The sequence below is a fragment of the Corynebacterium sp. HMSC076G08 genome, assembly GCF_001811515.1.
GTDB lineage: Bacteria > Actinomycetota > Actinomycetes > Mycobacteriales > Mycobacteriaceae > Corynebacterium > Corynebacterium hiratae.
In genome coordinates this window covers 1-21,017 of sequence record NZ_KV805006.1, presented here as the reverse complement: position 1 = coordinate 21,017, position 21,017 = coordinate 1, and the positions used below count along the sequence as shown (strand labels likewise).

The window sequence follows — 21,017 nt, the reverse complement described above, 5'->3', positions numbered from 1 at the left end:
GCCCTAGTCTGAGCTGGCAAACATCTCGTCCTCGAAGAGGCGCTCCCAATCCCCAGCTAGTGATGCTGCGTAGCCGAGAATTCCGGTGAGAAGCATTTGTGGGGCAGGTGCATGACCTTCACCCCAATCCCCGAGGAGAAGCCTCCACTGCTGTGAGCGCTCAGCCACTGCCTGGGACCACGGAAGGTAATGCTGGGTGTAGTGAAGCTCATCATCCTCGTTTTGAAGGTAAGCCACGTAGTTCCCAAAACCCTTGCCGTATTCAGTAACCAAGTCGAAGGTCATGGTGGTCTCGGAAAGCTTCCGGCTACTCCAACATTTCTTGCGGTACGCCTTTACCTGCGGCTCAAGGTAGCGTCCAATATGGGTTTGAGGGTTTGACACTACGGCTAATGAACCGGGGAAGCGGCGCGAGAAATACAGCGCGGCAAAGCCGCCGGCTGATGCGCCGAAGAAGATTGCCTTCTTGCCCAGCTCCCCGACAGGTGCATCAGGATGGAAGCTGGCGAAGATATGCGATAGGCACGAAGTAAGGTCCTCCTGAAATGGGCGTGATTCATCACCTGTGAACCACCCAATACTTGCGCCCCGATCAAGCGAGGGATCGGAGATATACACCAAGTTGGCATCAATGCCTTCGACCATCTGCTTCCCAATGAAGACTGGGAGAGAGGTCTTCGCTGGGTTGATGGCCGCGTGAAACAGCACAATAGTGACATCGGCGCCACGATCCTCAACGAGCACATCCATGAATGCAGCGCCGTAGCGAATCGAAATGGCCTCAGCTTCTTCGGAAGAGCTGGCGGGCACGGGTGAGTAGAGAAACTCCTCTACGGAATCGAAAAAAGTAGTTGAAGCGCCGTAGCGCGCATAGTTTCTCCTCAGAGCCATAGTCCGTCAGCTTATCGTGCCGAGGCGCCATGAGGCATTTTTGCGGGCAGCGGGCATAGCCCCATCCATTGAAACTAACCGGAGGGAAGTCAAAAACCTGTGATCGATTTTTCTATTAGTGAGGCTGGCTCGTTTGTCTTACGGCTCCCCGTGCTACCGTTGACTGAGCACAGTAGCGAGAAAGGTAAAAGATGGCGCCTCAGGAAAATGCTGCCAATGGCTTTGACAAAGTTTGCGTTGTAGGCCTCGGATATATCGGTCTGCCTACGGCAGCTTTTATCGCCTCAAAAGGCGTTAAAGTCGTCGGTGTTGACGTAAATGAGCGTTTTGTCAAGCTTATCAATGAAGGCACGGTGCCGTTCTTTGAGCCGGGTTTCGAAGAACTTCTGACCAAGGTAGTGGGGGAAGGAAACCTCGTCGCGCAAGCTGAGCAGGTCGAAGCCGACGCTTACATTGTTTGCGTGCCAACACCTTTCCAGGACAATCACAAGGTAGATACCAAGTACATTCGTGCTGCTTCTGAGGCGCTTGCGCCGCACCTTCGTCCTGGCGCGCTTGTCGTCCTGGAATCGACCTCACCTCCGGGCACTACTGAGGATATGGCGAAGCACCTCATTGAGCTTCGACCAGATCTGTCCCTTAACGATGAAGATGACAACGCCATCTTCGTAGCTCACTGCCCAGAGCGAGTTCTTCCGGGTCAGATCATGGAAGAAATGGAAAACAATGACCGTGTTATCGGTGGTTTGACCCCCAAGGGCACCGAGCTTGCTCGTGATCTGTACGCAACTTTCTGTACAGCAGAACTTCTTATGACCAACGCCACGACCGCAGAGATGGCAAAGCTTACGGAGAACTCCTTCCGTGACGTCAACATTGCGTTCGCTAATGAGCTATCCCTGATTTGCGACCGTTTGGGGATTGATGTCTGGGAGCTCATCGAGCTGGCGAACCACCACCCGCGCGTGAACATCCTGCAGCCGGGGCCAGGCGTTGGCGGTCACTGCATCGCGGTTGACCCGTGGTTCATTGTGTCGGCGGCACCAGAGGAAGCAAAGCTCATTAAACTGGCACGTGATGTCAATGATGGCAAGCCGGAGTGGGTTATTGAGCAAGTTGTCAAGGCTCTTGAGGGCAAGGAGAAGCCGGTTGTGGCGGCTCTCGGCATTGCTTTTAAGAATGACATCGATGATCTGCGTGAGTCTCCGTCCCTTGAGATTGTGAAGCGCCTCGGTGTGGATAACCCAGAGCTCGATATCCGGGTCGTTGAGCCGAATGTCAATGAACTCCCCGCTGTTCTCTCGAACATTTCCAACCTGACAAAGCAGGACACGAAGGAAGCTATTGCGGCTGCTGAAGTAGTTCTCCTCCTCGTTAACCACAAGGAGTTTGTCAATCTCGATCAGTCTGTGCTGGAAGACAAGACTGTTATTGATACCAAGGGTATTTGGCGTTGAAGAAACATCTTGTGCGGTCCAACTGTAAGCCCGCGCAGGATGTCGACACTTAGGAAGAACGGCGTAGAATGCGGATTCTAGTCCTCTCCCAGTACTGGGCCCCAGAGAACGGCGTGCCGCAGCGACGGTGGTCGTGGCTGACAAAGATCCTTGTCGAGGCTGGGCATGAGGTGGCTGTGATTGCGCCTCCACCTCACTACCAACGTCAAATCCGTTTGAAGCAGTGGCTGTCTAAAGACGCCATCCTTGGCTGCCGCCGAGCTGAGCAAGGAAACTCTGGTGAGCAGATCTTCCGTTCGGGATTCTTCCCGGCTGGTTCTACCCTGACGCGCCGAATATTAAACCAAGCCTCAGTCGCAACTTCGATGCTGGCAATGCAGGTGACGCACCGGAAGCAAATTCAAGAGATTTCTCCTGATCTGATCATCGGCACCGTCCCTGCTCTTCCAACATCGGTGGTCACCATGCTGGTCGCACGGCATCTTGGAGCTCCTTACATTGTGGATCTTCGCGATGCATGGCCGGAGCTTCTGCGTGAGAAAGATGACTGGAACTCCGGAACGGGCAGGCGCTCGATTCGCGAGGTGGTCTTGAGCAAAGGCCCCTTCCAAGTCTTGACCGCTCTTACAGAGAAAGCCATGATGCGCGCGTTGACTGATGCCAATGGAATAATCACGACTTCCAAGGACTTAGCAACGCACTTGGGCGCCACAATGCCTGAAAAGCGGGGCGGCCGTGAACGTGTTATCCGCACCGTCCGTAATGTGTTTCCGCCAAAGACCAAGTATGTGGCCGCTGATATGAGCAGAATACAGCGGGATGATCTCCATGTCCTTTACGCTGGCACGGTGGGGCGTGCACAACGCATCGATAATGCAGTCAGAGCGGTAAAAATTGCCCAGGATCGCGGTTATAAGGTGCGGTTACGTATCGTCGGCGACGGCGCTGCGTGGCTTGCTGTTAGGAACTTGATTCAAGAAACAGGGGCTGACGCCACCATCGAGCATCGCTATCCCGCAGAGGGACTAGAAGAGTTTTATGACTGGGCAGACACGGCCTTGGTCCATCTCACTTCATGGGAGCCCCTAACACGCACGGTGCCTTCCAAGACCTATGAGTTGATGTCGGTTGGTCTCCACATTAGTGGTGTAGTGCAAGGAGAAGCAGCCGCTTTGGTTGAGAGACTTGAAGCAGGGCATGTTGTGGATCCTGATGATCCAGAAGCTCTGGCAAGCATGTGGATAAGCCTCATGGAAGACCGCTCGAAGCTTCACGTATCCGCGCGTGGACGTGAATGGGTTGCCAAACAACGCGATGAAGCCGTTCCACATGTCATTCGGGAGATCGTAACGAGCGTCATTTCGGAAAAGAACTAGCAGGGCAAGGACAACGTGCCGATGAGAATTGGATCCCTTGATGATTACAAGCCCGCCGATACCGATTATGCAGTGCTCCTGTGCTCTTCAAAGCAGATCCAGCCCTTACCCGCCAGCCATGGGACGGTGGTGTTTTGCTTCAGCGAGGAGGAACTCGGTCAGGCGGTCAATATGCCGGTGGTGCTTGCCGACGTTCCCGCTGCTCAAGCAATTCCAATTCTCGCTCGACTAATCCAGGATAGGAGAGTAGTCGAATACTGGGCGCCGCGCTCAGCAGTGGACAACCTCCGTGGCCTAGTTGATAGCGATGACGTAGTGAGCGAAGATCTAGGCGTCTCGGGATTGCATATTTCCGAAAGGTGGATTCATCTCAGAGTGGAGGGATCAGTTGGTACGTCCCGGCCCTCCGATGATTTTCTTCGGGGACTTTCCGCGCCTCTTACGCTGTCCAATGACGGCCCGCGTGACCAGGGACCATCCCCCGATGCCCCGACGCTCCGAGCACTAGTGATCTCACGCGTTGCGACCTTGGCCAAGCCAGTCAAGCAATTCCTACCAAGTTCTGTGGTGGTGTCGCTGTACAAAATGTTGGAGAAGATCCGATGAGCATCAATCTCCCAGGAATAAGTGTCATCATTCCTTCCTATGCGAATGATTCAACCAACACTGCAGGCTCGGGCCTGACTGCGGCGCTCGCTTCGCTTTCGAATCAAACCTTAAGCACCGATCTCTTCGAGGTCTTAGTCGTCTTCAACGGGCCAGCAGCACTAGATATAGAACCGGATCTGGCAGATCAGTTCCCGCAGCTCAACCTACGGGTACTACGGACCAAAGCCGCCGGCGCTGGCCGCGCCCGCAACCTTGGTATTACAAGTGCTGGTCGCCGTTTCGTTACCTTTCTCGATGACGATGACGCCCTTCAACCTCGATTCCTAGAGACGGGGTTAGAGCATGCCCGCAATGGCGCTTGTGTGCTTCTGCCGATCCTCGATAAGGGACATGATGGTTCCCTTCAAGAGAATTCGCTCAACGCGCGTATATCAACACTTCGCGGAACCACCGTTCCAGTGGCGAGAGCGCCGTGGGCACTGGGCTTTAACGCCTGCAAGGTATTCCCCACGGATCTGGCCCAACGCTATCGCTATGAGGAATCGCTGCGCTCGGGTGAGGACGTCGCCTACTTTGCACACTTGCTCGAAGAATCAGGACTCGTGTTCAACGTTCCAGCAGCACCAAGTAGCTCATCGTATTTGAGAACCATCCGACATGATTCTGTGTCGCGCCAAGCCGAGAGCTTTGATTTCAACGTAACGCAGCGCCTCGAATGTATTGCACAGCTCCGAGAAATTCGTGAGGTTGACTCTAAGCAGCAGGCCCTTCAGAAGCTTGAGGACGCCCAATTCGGATTCCTCGAGACTTACCTACGCGCCCATCCCACAGATGTTCAGCGGGCCATCGACACTGCCGTAGATATTGGTGTTTCTGGTTTGCGCTGGGGCGGTTTGCGTACCGAAAAAGCGAATCGACTAGTGTTCTCCTACTGTTTCCCGCCCTTCGCAGACACGTCGGCCAACGTGACAGCAAAAGTGATTCGGAATGATGCGGAGCTTGTTGACGTCTTCTATGCAAATATGGGGCGCGTGCGCGGTCGCGATGATTCGACAAAGCTCATCGTCGATCCTTACCTTGTTCATGCTGAAGAGCTCGATGTCGTCGCCTCTTTTGCACACTGGGGTGCTATCTGTTCTTATGCGCGACAAGCTGCGAGGAAAGCCGCCAAACGTGCGAAGGCCTACGGTCCCTATAAATCGATGTATTCACGCGCTCTTTGGTCTGGTTCTCATGTGGCTGCGGCTCTTTTTAAAGACAACCACCCTGAGACACGATGGGAGGCGGAGTTTTCTGATCCACTCTGCATTGGCGTAGATGGAAAGCCTCGGCCAGGAAAGCTCACTAGGGGATTGACCACTCACAAGCTTAAGACGATGGTCACGCGATCCGATTGGCCGAATATCTCGTATGCCACTCACTTTGAGCTGACTGAATTATTAACACTGCTGTACGCCGACGAAGTCATCTTCACTAATTCCAATCAGCAACAGGTCATGCTGGAGCGTTATCCCACCAGCTTCGAAGAGTTCGTCCGCGCTAAGTCGACGATTCGGCACCACGCAGAGCCGACAAAAGAGATGTATCAGCTCGTGGAGGCGGACTATGCCCTCGATTCAGATCGCATCAATATCGGTTACTTTGGCAACTTCTATGCCAACCGCGGAATCGGTGACGTTCTAACCGCGCTCCAAGACCATCCGGTGCGGAATCAGTTCCGGCTTCACATCTTTACCGCAGCGCCCGAAAAACTTCGTCGTCAACTGTGGAATCATCCCGCAGCCGAATGCCTTTGCATAAACGGGTATATGCCGTACCTCGAATTCCTTAACGTTTCCACTCGTTTCGACGCTCTCGTTGTTAACGACACCAACACAGTGGGTACAGCGTTGAGTCTTAACCCATTCCTTCCCTCGAAGTATGCTGACTACGTCGGTAGTGGGGCAGCTGTGTGGGGTGTCATCGTAGAGGGCTCGCCTCTGTCAAGGCTTCCACTTGACTTCACTTCGCAGGCGGGTGACGTTGAACAAGCCCGTGGCGTTCTCGACGAACTTCTTAGACAGACTGAGTACAATTCCCTGTAGCAATTCTCAGCGTCCTCAGCGAAGCTCGTGACTTATATGGACGTTCGAACACAATAGATCTGGAAGGGCTGATTCATATTGGCACGCCACAAATGGCGCGGTTCCAAGACTTCGCAGCGAGGAGTCGAAGAGCTCAATGCCCAGGTAGCGCGACATGAAGGCCGCGTACAAATAGTCAACCCTGAAGGTCTCCATCCGCTGGCTACTCGCCCGACCCTTGGAGAGTACATTTCGCAGTTGGCAGCCCGTCGGCATTTTATCGCCGCAGATGCACGCGCCAAGGCGCTGCGCACAACACGGGATTATCGTCTTTGGCAGCTGTGGCTTGTGCTAAATCCCTTGTTTGATGTCGCACTCTATGGTTTTCTCTTCGGACTTCTCCTCAAGACCTCTCGAGGCGTCGAGAATTTCATCGGATTTCTCTTTATTGGGATTATCTTCATGTCCATGATTACAGGACTCATGAGTTCTGGAATCGGGCTTATGCAGTCATCACGCTCGATGATCCGTGCGTTCCAATTCCCAAGGGCATCTATACCGTTTTCCACCGTGCTTCGATCGATGATTGATAACGTTTTACCGGCTATCGTCGCGCTGACAGCTGCCTTTCTCTTTCAGTGGGGAACGTGGCCCTCGTGGACGGTTTTTCTCGTGGTACCGCTCTTTCTTTTGATCCATGTTTTTGGATGCGGTCTAATGATGATCACTGCTCGCCTTACCGCTCAGGTTCCAGAGGCTAAGACCGTTTTGGGACTTGTGATTAGCGGTTTGTTTTTCCTGTCGGGCGTGATGTTTTCGGTGGATAGGTTTGCTGAACACTCAGCTATTCACCAGATAATGTCAGCTAACCCTTGTTATATGTTTCTTACTGCAGTCCGAGACTGTTCGATTTACCGAACCGTGCCTAGCCTTGAAACTTGGGGAGAGCTTATCGCGTGGAGCATAGGCGCTTTCGTGGTCGGATTTATCTTTTTTTGGAGAGCGGAGGATAAATATGTTCGACTCGTCTAAGTTGCCGGCTGAACCTGGTGAGTATTTTGAAGCAAAGAGAAAAACTGGAGAATCGCGATCGCAGGAAGACCCCACGACTTCAGTGGTAACGGAGCCGGACCCGGACATCAACTACATTGAGCGGGCAAACGTCGTTGTCGATAATGTATCGAAGCGATACGTTATTAGTCAGGGGCGTTCGTCAGACGCCAGCATGACGCGGGCAGGGCGTGGGAAAACAGTTGTCGATGCGTTGGTTGATGCTTCACTGATTGCTTTGCCAAGTGAATCGATCGGAATTATCGGGCTTAACGGTTCAGGAAAATCAACCTTGCTTAGTTTGATTTCCGGTGGATTGGCCCCAACCTCTGGGCGAATTCTCACGCGTTCACAGCCTACACTTATGGGAGTGTCGCCTGCACTCCAACCTGACCTTTCAGGGGAACACAACATTTACCTGGGGTGCCTTGCTCTTGGGATGAGCCCGAAAGACGCGAAAGATCAGATCGGGGAGATCGCATCGTGGACTGAATTGGGTGACGCGATTAAACGCCCAATGAAGACCTATTCATCGGGAATGTCTGCGCGTCTGTCTTTCGCGATTTCAACAGCTGTGCGGCCCGAAATCTTAATGATTGACGAAGCCCTTTCAACGGGCGATGCTGCATTCGGAGCGAAGGCTTCTGCACGCATGGAAGAGCTTTTAGGGAGAGCAGGAAACCTTTTTCTGGTTTCGCATGCACTTGGCGAGATTGAGCGAAATTGTAATCGTGCTATTTGGATTTCGAAAGGTCGTATTATCGCAGACGGCCCCACTGATGTTGTCGCACCCCAGTACCGAGAATGGGCTAAATTAATGGGGCGAGAGAATAAGAATCCTGCTCACGCGTACTTGGAAGAGCTGAAACAAAGCTATAAGGCACCTCTTATCTTGTTGGAAAAAGCATTATGATGCGCGAACACTGCGTCGAAGAATTAAGGGATAGGCATCGAAAACACTCGATTACTGAGATAGAAGCTGGGTTAAAGCGAGTTGTGGGAACGAGGATGAGAAATGGTTGACTTTTTCCGACGGGGACGAGGGCTGACAGTACTTTGCGCTGCAATCGTTGGTTCTCTGGCTTTCTCAATTTTTGTTGACAGTGGTTACCTTCATAAATTTCTTCTTTTAGCTTCTTTAGTATTGGGGTTTTTTCTAGCTGCGCTATGGATTTCCTCAATCAAGAAAGCGGAAGGGATTGACCGCGCCATTCTTCGTCGCGTGCGGCAGTTAGAACAGATGAGTGCGGATTTGCTTGCTCACGACAACTCAAGACAGCAAGGTAGCCAGAAAAAGGTCCTAGATGCTTTGAATTCTCGGAGTGGTCTCACCGGTGATCTGGAACGCGGTGGGGGCGTCGACAATGAAGGGCTGTTTTTCGCGCCCAAAGCTGTTCCTGCATCAAGAATAGTAGGGCGTCCTGCAGCGCAGCGGGCCGGGCGAATCGCAGCGGAGCAGGAGATGGAAAGCGATGGTTCTGCTGTTCTGAGGGCGCTTTGGGGGGCAGACAAAGCTGCAAGGAAGAGGCGGATAGAACTAGTCGGTTCTACAGTTTTAGAAGAAGGACTATGTGGACTTGGGCGCGTCAAACGGTTTATGGCTCCTCATGAACTTGGTGAACCCGACCCGCTGACTGCTTACCTAGTTATCGAAGAGGCAGCGCTAGGAAATGGGCTTTGGTCGGGTGTGCTAAATACACAAGGTACTGCCAATTTTCTGACTCTTTCGAAATACATTCGCGAATCAAAACTCGCCGGGGTTCTTGTGATTGTTGTTGAATCTTCGAGTCAAGAGCATTTTTCCAACGAGCTGAGAAATATGGCAACTGTAGTCGTTAAAGATGGGAAGCCGCAATGGGAGTGGGAGAAAGACCTTAGTCTTCCCGTCGTTTCACTGATCGCGGAGGTTTCAGGAAAGGGAACCAAATGAAGTCTGTCGTAGTTTATGGGGACGTCAACGCCAATGTGATTGATGGATCCTCAATCTGGCTTGTTTCGATTACAAATGTTCTCTCTCGTATTTTCAATCATGTTCACTTAGTCCTGAAATGTCAGATTGTCGATAAGACACTTCTCCAATCGCTCGAGGGCATCAAGAATGTAACTATTCATGAGCCCGGTTCTGGGACGGATGAAATGGGTATGATCCCTGGAGAAGCCGTAAAATCTATCCAGCGTGTCGTCGAAGAATTCTCTTCACCCGCTATTGTTGCTCGTGGCTTCAACATTTGTCATGAGATCAGTCAGTCGCAATCCCTTGCCTCGCTTTTGTGGGCGTACGTTACTGATATTCCTTATCCTCCGACCAAGCTTTCAGACACCAATGCTTCTCGACTAAGGAGAATATCCACTACCGCTAGGAAAGTATTTGCGCAAACGGAAGCGGCTCGGTCATATTTGGAAGCCATAGTTCCTGAAGCTGCAGGTAAAGTTGTCTTGATGCCTCCAATGATTCCCGATGAGGCATTCTTGCCCATCAATGATTCTGTTGATCGATGCTTGCACCAAAGGCCTTTGCGGATAGTTTATGCAGGAAAGCTGGCGCGTGAGTGGCGAACCTTGGAGATGCTTCAGCTTCCTAAGGAGCTTGCCAAACTGAATGTCGAAGCCGTGCTGGAAGTGGTCGGGGCAAAAATTAATTATGACTCTAAAGAGCCCGCTTGGGCGGACACTATGCTGCATGCGCTTGAGGAAGCAGATTCTGACGAGTCTAGTGGTGTGAAGTGGCTAGGAGCTCTACCCCGTAGTGAATCGATGGAGCACATCCGCAAAGCTGATTTAGGTTTTGGATGGAGAACTGCTGCTCTAGATTCAAGTTTGGAAATTTCGACGAAGGCCTTAGAATACGGCGCAGCGGGTACTGTTCCTTTGGTGAATCGTACCGAGGAGCATTGTGCGCTATGGGGTGCTGAATATCCATTTTTTGTTGACGCTGGCGATTCGATTTCAGATGTAGCAAAAAGTTTAGTTTTCGCACTGCCGAAGCTAGCCGAAGCACAGGAGACAGCACGTAGAGCGAGTGAGCATTTCTCGATGGCGGCTGCTGCAAAACGCTTAAACCATTCATTTGCACGTGCAATTGGCAGTCCGCATTCCGAGGGGCAAAGCGAGACACGGCCTTTGCGGGTAGTTGTGGCTTCCCATGACTTGAAATTCATGGGTGAGTTGATGGAGCACTTGAAGGAGTCTCGCAGGTACGAAGTAAGGCAAGATCCTTGGGAGACACTACACAAACATGATGAGACTTTGAGCCGCGAGTTGGCAGACTGGGCCGATATAGTGTTTTGCGAGTGGGCTGGGCCCGCTTTGGGATGGTATTCACAGAATATAGCGCCTACCACGCGACTTATTTCAAGGCTTCATCGATTTGAACTAAACGGTCCTTGGATGAAGCAAGTTCGGTGGGAAAATGTGACCTCTATGGTATTCGTTTCCGAATGGGTGCGACGAACCGCGTTAGAGAAGTTTGGTATGGACGGCGTAAAGACGTTCGTCATTCCGAACGTAATCGATCTTGATGATTTTGACCGCCCTAAGGTGCGCAACGCTGAGTTTACTCTTGGGATGGTGGGGTATGTTCCCTTCTTGAAACGTCCTGACAGGGCTCTTCAATTACTCGAAAAGCTAGTCGAAGTAGACCCTCGATACACGCTTCGGTTTAAAGGAAGGTTCCCGTGGGAATACCCACACGTGTGGAACGATCCAGTGCAAAAGCAGTTATACCTCGAATTCTTTGATCGACTATCTTCCTCGCAAATCCTGAAGGAGCGCGTGGCCTTCGACGGCTTTACTGCAGACGTAGCTTCCTGGTTCCGTGGGGTCGGATATATTTTGTCGCCAAGTGAGTTAGAGAGTTTCCATCTCGCCGCAGCAGAAGGGATGGCAAGCCGATGTATCCCGTTACTATGGGAACGAGAAGGCGTCCACGATGTGTTCGGTCCGTTCGCCAGCGATTTAAAAGAGCCCAACCAAATAGAAACTATACTGGCAAGTCAGAAGTTCCAGGACTTTAAGGCCCTTGGAAACGAGGCACGTAGTTACGCTTCGCAATGGGATACGGCAGTTGTTCTTTCCCAATGGGATAGGGTCTTCCTAGAAGAAAATCCGTAAGCAAAGCTGGATACCGGTTGGAGTAGAGCTTATTCTTCTTTGAACATTGAAAAATGCGAGTGAGCTCTGGAGCTTTTCCCACTGGTTGCTGGAAAGTTCTCCCAGTGGAAGAATGATCCGAGAATGTACGCCGTGAATCATAGAATGACAAGCTAGAACGTGAAGAAACCAAAATTTTTTATAATGACAGTCGGGATGTTCGTTTCCGGGGCAATCCTGTTGCTTTTGGCGGCTCTTATGGGGCGTGCAGAGTCAAACTTAACTTTGACATTCGCTCTTGCGGTTCTTGGTGGAGTCGCAGTCGCTGGCGGCATCGTGTCTTACGTGACGCGACAAGAACGGCAGAACCAGCGTACCAATACGAAGCTCTTGCAGTTGTGGCAAGCTGACAAGACCCTGCAGGCATGTGCATCTGAAAGCATCAAGGCCACAAACGCTACCAGCACCAAGATCAATGAGTTAAGTCGAGCTCAACGAGAAGCCGATGTGCTGACAGTGACAGACGCGACCCAAATGATAAAGAATGCCCAAACGGGCATCGACGCAAAGCTTGCCGAGATTAGCAAGAGCAACGAACAAGCAGAGAAACTGCTTAGGCATCTATCGCAGAGCTTGGTGGGAGACGAAGGCGGAATAGATTTCGCGAATCAGACCTATGCAGCTTCACATGTGGCTGCGCGGAACAAGCGCAAAGATCGCACCATTTTTAGTGACCAACACCGAGTTGACGAAATTCAGGTAGTCCGTCGATCGTCCAAACATACGGTTCGCAAACTCAGTTTGGCGATCGCTTCCAACCTGCCTTCCTATGACTTTATTGAGCTGGAGACAAGTCCGCTTAAACTCTCCCTGCCAGTTGAAAGGTGTGAACGTGCCGATATCCAGATTACGGTCGGGGCGATTAATGGTTTGGTTGAGCGGCGAGCCGGTGTTTTGGCCGTAACTGCTTACGATGACCAGGGCGAACGTATCGATCATCGCCTTTTGAATAGCTATAGTGACAAATTTGGCTACTTCTCATACTTGGCGGCGAACGGTGAGAGAAATGAGAATCGGGTATCGGTGTCTGTTCCTGCCCAAGCGCATGTTCTCAAATTGGAGCTACATCGGTGGTCGGGAACGGTCGAAGTGTGCAACGAAGTTCAGATAGACGTCACTGAGCAAAACTCGTCGTGGGCTTTTCAGCGCAAGGCTAGCGACGTAAAGGTGGCTGCAATCTTGGACGAGTTTTCTAGCAATTGCTTCCGATATGAGTGCGACATGATTTCACTCTTGCCGGATAAATGGCACGAACAATTGGACGATTTTCAGCCAGACCTATTCCTTTGTGAATCCGCTTGGAGTGGCGCAGACTCAGAGAGACGTCCTTGGAAAGGTCGCGTGTATTCGTCTTCGAATTTCAAGTCGGAAAACCGGAAAGAACTCTTGTCAATTCTTGAATACTGCAAGAGTCGCGGTATTCCAACAGTATTTTGGAACAAAGAAGATCCATCGCACTATGATGACAAGCGTCATAATTTCGTGGATACAGCTTTACGATTTGACCATGTCTTTACTACAGATCTTGGATCGGTCAATCGGTATAGGAAAGAATACGGCCATCCAAGCGTGCATGTCCTCCCGTTTGCTGTCCAACCGCGACTTTTCAATCCGATTGAAATAGCCGAGCGCAAAAAGGCAGTGAATTTCGCTGGTGGGTGGTATTCAAATCACGGCGCGCGATGTGAGGCAATGAACCGTATGTTTAGTGCAGTTAATTCTTCGGAATACGAGCTGCAGATCTTCGATCGATTCTACGGTGGTAAAGATGAAAGCCATTTTTATCCTGAAGAGTTCAGCAGCTACATTAAGCCCTCTGTTCCCAATGATCGTGTCGCAGAGGTCTACAAGGGTTCCGAGATCGGTATGACGATTAACACCGAGACGAAATCACCAACTATGTTTGCACGGCGCATTTTTGAATTGATGGCTTGTAACACCTACGTGGTGTCTAACTTCTCGGAAGGTGTACATGAGTTCTTCGGAGACGATGTTCTATACCTTGACCGAGATCCGCATGGCCTCAAACGCTTGTCATCCGAGCAGATGAAAGCAAGCAAGAGAAGGAATCTCATAAAGGTTCTTGAAAAACACACATACCGTCAACGCTTCGAGCAGATCCTTGATACCGCGAAAGTTGCTTATCGGAAGCATAGTAGCGATGGTGCGGTTATTGTTTCTACATCCTCCTTGGATGCGGGGCAAAGAGTTTTCGAAGGACTTAGCTCCCTAGACAACTGGAAAGGCCCAAAGGTGATTCTCCTTGATAAGAACATCGATAACCTCGCCTATGCTGATGCGTTGACTAACTGGAATAGAGACGGTATTCGAGTTGTATACGAGAAACTGCTTCTGAATGGGGAGTGTGCGATTAGTGAACTATTCGATGATTCTGAGTTTGGTGTTTTGGTGAGCTCAGCTGAATTTTTGGAGATGGGCTTGGACACTGAGGTGGTTGGAGAAATGGCTTTGCACAGTCAGTACATCGATCTGCCGATCATTTCAGAAGGATCGATGACTCACGAAAGCTCAGAGCCTAGGTATCGAATAGTCCCTACGTCTGCAGAGAATTCACTTCTCGTCTCGGAACTGAGTTTATCGGCTGTCTTGGCCGGTCGAGCCAAGGATAAAGCTGTTCAGGCTTACAGCGTTTAAGACAGGATCAAAATGGAACCGTTATTGAGTGTAATCGTCCCTAGCTACAACGTCAGCAGCAAGATCTTTGAGTGTTTTTCATCGCTTGATGATCTTAATAATCGAGTGGAAAGACTTGAAGTCATATTTGTTGACGACAAGTCTACGGACGATACTTACGAAAAGGTCTTAGATTTTTCCTCCACGCGCGAATGGGTATCGTGTATCCAGCTTCCAGTCAATACGGGGACTCCCTCGGTTCCTCGCAACGAGGCTTTGAAGAAAGCAAGAGGAACGTACGTATTCCACTTGGATTCGGATGACATGATTCTGCCGGACGGAATCCTAGCCGAGATTGCGATTGCGGAGCGGACTCAGGCTGATGTGGTTCGCGCGCCTCTACTGAGATTTGACGGCCGAAGTGAATTGAAGATGAATGTCATTCCTGAGTGGGATGAAACCATGCCTCGTATCGAGAGAGTGCGGAAAGTAGTCCGTTTCCACAGCACTACAGTCTGCGGTCTATACCGCCGTAAGTTTCTTGAGGACGAGGGCATCCAGTGGCCGTCGGATCTACGCCTGGCTGAAGATGCGATCTTCTTGTATAGGGCTTTGATTAAGGCTAATGTGCAATACTCTTCTGAGCCTGACTTCCGTTATAACACGGTAAAAGTCGGTGCTAACACTTCGAGTACACAGCAGTATCAAAAGCGGGAGTTAGACAACCACTTGTCGGCGTGGCGTCGTTCCACCGATATTCTTTCGAAGATTGGTATAGATTACTTTGGGCTCCGAGGGCAAGTCGCTCTCCAGGCGGCTTTCCAGAACATGATTAGGTTCAACCGTGGGGGATTCGCGGAAGAGGATTTCCGCAGGCTTAGCCTCTTTCTTAACGAATTTGAGCCTCAGGTTCGAGCGTTTACGTATGGTCCTCGGTTTGCTCAGCTTAGAGATTTTGTATTAGATGGGAAATATTCCGAGTTTCAGGAAGCTATCAAGATTCGCTTGCTGATTGCCGGCTACGATTTGCGGTTTATCCTGCCTGCAATTCCCGAACTGTCAAGATATTATCAAGTCTGTGTTGATGAATGGTCCGGTCATGATTCGCACGACGAAGCGAAGAGCCGTCGCCTGCTTGAATGGGCTGACTCAATCCACTGCGAATGGATGTTAGGCAATGCGGTGTGGTATTCCAAGAATAAGAGCCCACGTCAGTCATTGGCGATACGTCTCCACAGGTTTGAAACCACGAAGGATTACGGTAATCAGCTCTATAGAAGCTCCGTTGACAAGGTCATTACTATTGCCCCTGGCATGTTTGAAGAGACGCAGACAGTCTTTAAATTTGACCGTGAAATAGTTACCTATGTTCCTAACTATATTCAAACGACTGAATATGTGACTAGCTCGGATCCGTCGAAGGTATTCAACCTTGTGATGGTCGGAAGCATCCCGATTCGAAAAGGATACAGGAGAGCTTTAGAGCTTTTAAGGCAACTCAAGGAAGTGGATCCGCGCTATTCTTTGACGGTTTTTGGGCGCCGTCCAGATGAGCTGGGATGGGTGATCAATGATCCAGCAGAGCGAGAGTATTTCGCAGAGTGCGAGAGGTTCGTCGAGACGAATGGCCTCAGTTCTTCGGTCCACTTCGAAGGTTGGGTGGATACCAAGACGGAATTAGCAGACAAGGGGTTTGTGCTATCCCTAAGCGACGCGGAAGGCTCTCATGTTGCAGCAGCGGAGGGGTTCGCTGCATCGAACATAACCCTGCTTCGTCCCTGGGCTGGTGCTGAATACATGTACCCAAACCAGTACATCTTTGAGTCTCTGGCAGATATGCGTGATTACGTTCTGGAATGCCGCGATTTCGAGGTGTTTCAGGCTAGAGCCAAAGACGGTGCAGTTTACGTGGAGGATCGGTACAGTATGGAACGCTTTATCGAGCTCTACACTACGACGATGCCGATCCCACACAGCGTCCCATAGTCCACGTCCCACTAATTGAGCTGAACTTTCTTCGCCGAGGCCGAATTAGTCTTCGTTTTGACTAGTCGGCCTCTTCGTACTTTAGATGTGACTTTTGGGACGCGTATGGCACTGATATCACCACATGGAGTTTCTTTAAGGGCCCTTTAAATATCGAGCTTCCTGTTCTTCTTTCTGGGCAGGTTTTCGCTAATCGCTGAATCTACTGCAGGCAGCACAGCACTATCAGTCATTCTAAGCGCCGTGGTAATGGTTAAAAATGCACGTTGTGGTGCGATCTGGTTGTTTGGATTATTGCTGTACTTTTGGGTCAACGGAAGCACTTGATTCCCGACTCCCCTGGGAATTCTAGGAAAACGGTTACGCCGTTCTTAATTTACAAGTTTGAAAAGGAAAATTGTGTCTTTCTATTCCGCTCCTAACCGTGGCCGTCCCATCGTGATTTCTGGCGGCTTAGGGCGTATCAACAAGGTGTCCCGCGTGTTAAACGGGATGATTGTGATCCACTCATATCCGGCGGTTTATTTTGAGCCTGAAGAGGCGTTCTGGCCCCAGATCGAGAAGCAGCGATTGCACCCGACAGTGCGTTTCTACTTGCACTCCTTGAACTGGATTGACTTCATAGTGGACCGTGCGGCGGAGCTTCCTGAGTCGGAGTGGACAGAGGAAGTTTCAACCGGCGCAGAGTTTGTATGGGCGGTGGCGTGGAATTGGTGGGAGATGAACCACGTCACGCCTGAGTGGAAAGACGATGAGTACGTTTGGGGCGGGCATGCGGTGGCGATTAGGGCGGCGTCGCTAAGCGCGCTTAGTGAAATCTTCCCTGAAGACGAATGGCTGCATGAGGCCATCGAGTATCACGGAAAGTGGCTAATGGAGCACTTTGATGGATACTGGAATCATGGGCTCTCCCAGGCACTGGCGTTGATGGTGGTAGGAGATAGGCTGAGTAATGAGTCGATGCTCACCACCGGTGCAGAGCGCGCAAAAGCTTGTCTTGAAGTAATGATCGACGAGGAAGGCGCCATTAATGAACAAGCGCCGGAATACGCGAATTATATTGAGAGGCTGCGTCAGACCGCTGTTGATGCCTTTGAGCTGTTTGGGGCACCGGGCGCAGATGCGCTGCGCGCGAAGAAGGAGCCGCTCGAAGAATTTATTGCGCATTCATTGACCCCAGGTGGCACATTCGTTGAAATTGGTGACTCAATGCCTCGGCGTCCGGAGTTCGTGCGAGGAGGGGCAGTGGAATTTGCACTATCGAATGGCGCGACTGGTGTGGAAATTCCACGAGTCAAGGTTTACGACGCAGGGTATGTATTTGGACGCTCAGGTTTTGGGCAACTCCGTTCAATAAACAAGGAAAGCTTCTTTTCCCTGCGCTTTGGGCCTGCTCGTGAGATACATGGGCATTTTGACCATTTGTCGCTGACGTTTTGGGACCGCGGCAGGAATGTCATTGTGGATGCTGGCCACCCCGGTTATGCGCGGGGGAAGATGCGTGATTACGCGCAGAGCCGGCAAGCGCACAATGTGCTTCTGGTGCGGGGAAAGGAACACAACCCCGAGGCAGCCTCACGGTTGGTGAGTCACCAGATTGAGGAAACGTGGTCTGCATTCGATTTGGAAGACACGGCGTGGGAGGGCCTGAAGTGGAAACGTAGCGCTTGCTTCGCGGACTGTGGCCCTTTTGTGGTTGCGGACAGTTTAGAGCCCACGCCGAAGGTGGAGTACGCAGAGCAACGCTGGAATGTGGCACCCGAGTTTGAGTACGTGGGATCCCAGTATGAAACCACCCGGTTTCGCTCTGTGGTTGACGGAACACAGTTGGTCTTTATCCGTTACGGAATTGAAGGGTCGCGCTACTTCGAGCACACCGACGTGAATATGGCACGGGGAGACCGCGAAGGGCTTCGCGGCATTGTCTTCCGCAATGAGCAACCCACGGACACGTGGACTGTGGGCTTTGGGCGCGCCACCCGAGACTTCGGGCTGCTCACAGCTGTTGTAGTGGCTGGGCCAGCGGAGAAGGTGGAGTACACCTTCAAGGACAGCGGGCACGGTAAGAGGGTGCTACGAATCGTTCGTGGGCCGCAGACCTATCTATTCGAGTATGACATCGAAGCACAGAGAGTGCGGGCACTCTCTGTGCCGATTGAGCGGGGATACGCCGACGGAGGGCTTACTCCACGCTGACGCGCTCCGCAACGGTACGGTTGATTCGCCAGTTAGCGCGACCTTCGCTGAAACCGGAGTAGTACAGCTCGAAGGTGAGGTCATCGCCGCTGCCGTGCGGGACGAGGGCGGATTTGTAAAGGTTGGGGTAGCCGGATTCCTCATGGGAGATGATCGGGGTATCTGAGCGCTTCCAATTGATGCCATCTTTGGAACGAAGCAGGTACAGGTTGCCCCTCTGGACAGTTTCGCTCGGGATAATGTGCACGAGGCCAATGTACTCACCGTTGTATCGCTGAACATCAATGTGCCACCAGCGCTCACCATTCGGTACGTAGGGATCGATCTTGGGGTACCGAGGAGCAGACCACGTCTTCAAATCGTCGCTTTCAAAGTAGATGATTCGGTTGGGCACACCGGCGCGGTTTGAAATGCCATAGAGACGCCAGCTTTCACCGGTCCAGATGAGGGCCTGGGACATAAACTGTGGCTCGCCCGACCAGATTTCTTCCCTTTCAGACCAGTGCACGCCGTCGGTGGACTTGGACAGGTAAATGCGATTGGTCGAGCGGTTCGGGCGGTCCACGGTGCGCCACGTCAGGTACATCTCACCACTCGGAGCCATGACGATCTGGGCATCAGAATTGTGCGGGTTGGGCCTGCCCAACTGGTCGTCAATGGGATTGGCCAAGCCTTCGGGGGACTGCCAGGTCCAGCCATCGTTGGACACGATGATGTTGGGGTCCTCGTCGGATTCGTTGCTGTCTGGATAAGGCGTCATAGCCATCCAGTACTTCCAGCCGTTCCAACCATTCTCAAAGTAAAGTACGGAGGGATGCGTGGCCTGTCCGCTGCCATCATGAGTTGGGAGGTTGAGCTGCGGTCCGCGCGGTGCAGCCCAAGCCCAGAGTGGTGCTTTATCCTCGCTGTTAGCGAGCCGGTCCTTGATGCCGGCAATGTGTTGCGCATAGCCGGGGGAAGGTTCGACGGACGTCGTCGGGGCCGCGGGAGCGCTCGTGGTCGGCTTAGCTGAGGTGGAGGGCTTTGCGCTGGTCGTTGGTGTGGCTGTGGTGCTCGGCTGTGTGGGGGTTGGCTTTTCTGTCGGTGTGGGAGCGGGCGTAGGACCTTGGGAAGAACCGATTCCTGGAAGGATGCCTGCAAGGAGCGCCAAACCGCCGATGCCAGCGGCAAGTGCCACTAGTGCTGTAATAGCTTGGCGTACTTGTTCCTCGTTGAACTGGGGAAGAGAAGACACGGGGAAGGACGGGAACTGCTGTGCCTGAGCAGGCGCAGGTGCGGAAACCTGCGCTGTAGTAAGCGAAGCGGTGAGGACAAGAGCTACGAGAGCTTTGCCGGTGCGAGATGGTCGGCGCATGAGAGATCCTTAGTGCATACGAATGAGACGACTTTGAAGTCTAGTCTGTAATGGTGCGGGGTGAGGTGATTTGATTTGGGGATCAGGGTGCATCGCTAAGCATGTGTGGCCGCAGGGTAACGACGTGGCACTATCCCAAAACAGTGGGTGGACGTGCTGTCCTCTAAGATTGACCTATGGCTAATTCCACTTCCGTCCGCACTGTTGTAGTCCCCGCAGCGGGTATGGGTACACGTTTCCTTCCTGCTACGAAGACTGTCCCGAAGGAATTGCTTCCGGTCGTGGACACTCCTGGCATTGAGATGATTGCCGAGGAGGCCGCGGGGGCTGGGGCAACGAGGCTGGCGATTGTTACCTCTCCTAACAAGGACGAGGTTATGCGGCACTTTGATGAGTTTCCTGAACTCGTGGAGATTCTGCGCGCACGTGGCAAGGATGAACAGGCAGTGAAAGTAGAGCGTGCCGCGCAGATTATTCAGCCGGTAGCAGTTGTGCAGGACAAGCCTTTGGGCTTAGGGCATGCTGTTGGATTGGCCGAGGGCGTGCTCGATGGCGATGAAGAGTACTTTGCTGTCATGCTTCCTGATGACGTCATCGAGCCCACTGCAGCTATGAGTGAGATGATTCGTGTGCGCCAAGAGTTTGGCGGCTCGGTGCTGTTGGCTGTGGAAGTGGAACCCGAGGATGTCTCGAATTACGGTGTGTTCGACATCCAGGACACCGGCGAGGATGGAGTGAAGAAGGTCGTCGGGATGGTAGAAAAGCCCGCGGCAGAGGATGCGCCGTCGAACCTCGTCGCAACTGGCCGGTATCTACTTGACCGTGCGATTTTTGATGCTTTGCGTCGCATCGAACCGGGCAAGGGTGGAGAGCTGCAGCTTACTGACGCCATCGACTTGCTCATCTCCGAGGGTCATCCAGTCCACGTTGTTGTGCACGACGGTATTCGCCACGACTTGGGCAATCCAGCTGGCTTCATTCCGGCGAGCGTGGAGTTTGGGCTACGCCACCCGAAGTATGGGCCGGCGCTGTTCCGAGACATCGAGGAGATTATGGAAAAGTACCGGCCGAAGCTGGGGTAGGGTAACGGGGCAAGTGCTCTGCCCTTTGGCGAACCAGCCAAATCTACTTCGTCCCAAAGCAGCCTTTGCTGCCGCGCATATTGCTCAAACTCTTTTAGCTCAGCGCCGCATAGCTGCGCCTAACCTGTTTTGGGACAGATGTTGCGACCGGCTATTTGGTAGCAGTGTCG

Annotated in this window: 15 protein-coding genes; 12 read left to right on the top strand and 3 right to left on the bottom strand. The window is 52.1% G+C overall.

Translation table 11 applies throughout. The features are described 5' to 3' along the window. Positions 1–3 precede the first annotated feature (3 nt). Positions 4–891 carry a hypothetical protein gene (locus tag HMPREF2806_RS00075; protein WP_070700606.1) on the bottom strand — a complete coding sequence of 296 codons (888 nt, stop codon included), beginning with the start codon at positions 889–891 and terminating at the stop codon, positions 4–6. A 191-nt stretch (positions 892–1,082) separates the two neighbouring features. On the opposite strand from HMPREF2806_RS00075, the gene wecC reads away from it, so the two are divergent. The 10 genes from wecC to HMPREF2806_RS00025 all read left to right on the top strand — a co-directional run bounded on the left by wecC (position 1,083) and on the right by HMPREF2806_RS00025 (position 16,215). Further along, entirely contained in the window at positions 1,083–2,348 is a 1,266-nt protein-coding gene (gene wecC, locus HMPREF2806_RS00070) for a UDP-N-acetyl-D-mannosamine dehydrogenase (RefSeq protein ID WP_070515493.1), read from the top strand. A gap of 68 nt (positions 2,349–2,416) precedes the next feature. Next, positions 2,417–3,724 (top strand): glycosyltransferase family 4 protein, encoded by a 1,308-nt coding sequence (locus HMPREF2806_RS00065; protein ID WP_070515490.1) that lies wholly within the window; start codon positions 2,417–2,419, stop codon positions 3,722–3,724. A gap of 21 nt (positions 3,725–3,745) precedes the next feature. Then, positions 3,746–4,330 carry a hypothetical protein gene (locus HMPREF2806_RS00060; protein WP_070515487.1) on the top strand — a complete coding sequence of 195 codons (585 nt, stop codon included), beginning with the start codon at positions 3,746–3,748 and terminating at the stop codon, positions 4,328–4,330. Beyond that, positions 4,327–6,417 (top strand): glycosyltransferase, encoded by a 2,091-nt coding sequence (locus HMPREF2806_RS00055; RefSeq protein ID WP_070515484.1) that lies wholly within the window; start codon positions 4,327–4,329, stop codon positions 6,415–6,417. Before HMPREF2806_RS00060 ends, HMPREF2806_RS00055 begins: the two co-directional genes overlap by 4 nt. 78 nt (positions 6,418–6,495) lie before the next feature. Continuing rightward, the gene (locus tag HMPREF2806_RS00050; protein ID WP_070515481.1) at positions 6,496–7,428 is read left to right on the top strand and encodes an ABC transporter permease; all 933 of its coding nucleotides are present in this window, start codon (positions 6,496–6,498) and stop codon (positions 7,426–7,428) included. Further along, positions 7,412–8,359, top strand: coding sequence for an ABC transporter ATP-binding protein (locus HMPREF2806_RS00045; RefSeq protein ID WP_083306476.1), 948 nt, complete (start codon positions 7,412–7,414; stop codon positions 8,357–8,359). The genes HMPREF2806_RS00050 and HMPREF2806_RS00045 overlap by 17 nt, the downstream gene beginning before the upstream one ends. 102 nt (positions 8,360–8,461) lie before the next feature. Next, positions 8,462–9,376: a hypothetical protein gene (locus tag HMPREF2806_RS00040; protein ID WP_070515479.1), complete on the top strand. Its 915-nt coding sequence runs from the start codon at positions 8,462–8,464 to the stop codon at positions 9,374–9,376. Beyond that, entirely contained in the window at positions 9,373–11,556 is a 2,184-nt protein-coding gene (locus HMPREF2806_RS00035) for a glycosyltransferase (protein WP_070515476.1), read from the top strand. Before HMPREF2806_RS00040 ends, HMPREF2806_RS00035 begins: the two co-directional genes overlap by 4 nt. Positions 11,557–11,715: 159 nt before the next feature. Then, positions 11,716–14,250, top strand: coding sequence for a glycosyltransferase family protein (locus tag HMPREF2806_RS00030; RefSeq protein ID WP_158013192.1), 2,535 nt, complete (start codon positions 11,716–11,718; stop codon positions 14,248–14,250). A 12-nt stretch (positions 14,251–14,262) separates the two neighbouring features. After that, on the top strand, positions 14,263–16,215 hold the full coding sequence (locus HMPREF2806_RS00025; RefSeq protein ID WP_070515471.1) for a glycosyltransferase: 1,953 nt from the start codon (positions 14,263–14,265) through the stop codon (positions 16,213–16,215). Between the two features lie 146 nt (positions 16,216–16,361). Here HMPREF2806_RS00025 and HMPREF2806_RS13395 read toward each other — a convergent pair whose 3' ends face one another. Continuing rightward, on the bottom strand, positions 16,362–16,538 hold the full coding sequence (locus HMPREF2806_RS13395) for a hypothetical protein (RefSeq protein WP_158013191.1): 177 nt from the start codon (positions 16,536–16,538) through the stop codon (positions 16,362–16,364). A gap of 76 nt (positions 16,539–16,614) precedes the next feature. On the opposite strand from HMPREF2806_RS13395, the gene HMPREF2806_RS00020 reads away from it, so the two are divergent. After that, the gene (locus HMPREF2806_RS00020) at positions 16,615–18,411 is read left to right on the top strand and encodes a heparinase II/III domain-containing protein (RefSeq protein ID WP_141758239.1); all 1,797 of its coding nucleotides are present in this window, start codon (positions 16,615–16,617) and stop codon (positions 18,409–18,411) included. Here HMPREF2806_RS00020 and HMPREF2806_RS00015 read toward each other — a convergent pair. Further along, the gene (locus HMPREF2806_RS00015) at positions 18,398–19,765 is read right to left on the bottom strand and encodes a sialidase family protein (protein ID WP_070515465.1); all 1,368 of its coding nucleotides are present in this window, start codon (positions 19,763–19,765) and stop codon (positions 18,398–18,400) included. The genes HMPREF2806_RS00020 and HMPREF2806_RS00015 overlap by 14 nt on opposite strands. Before the next feature lie 176 nt (positions 19,766–19,941). Between HMPREF2806_RS00015 and HMPREF2806_RS00010 the strand changes: the two genes are divergently transcribed. Continuing rightward, entirely contained in the window at positions 19,942–20,847 is a 906-nt protein-coding gene (locus tag HMPREF2806_RS00010; protein ID WP_070515462.1) for a UTP--glucose-1-phosphate uridylyltransferase, read from the top strand. Positions 20,848–21,017 lie beyond the last annotated feature (170 nt).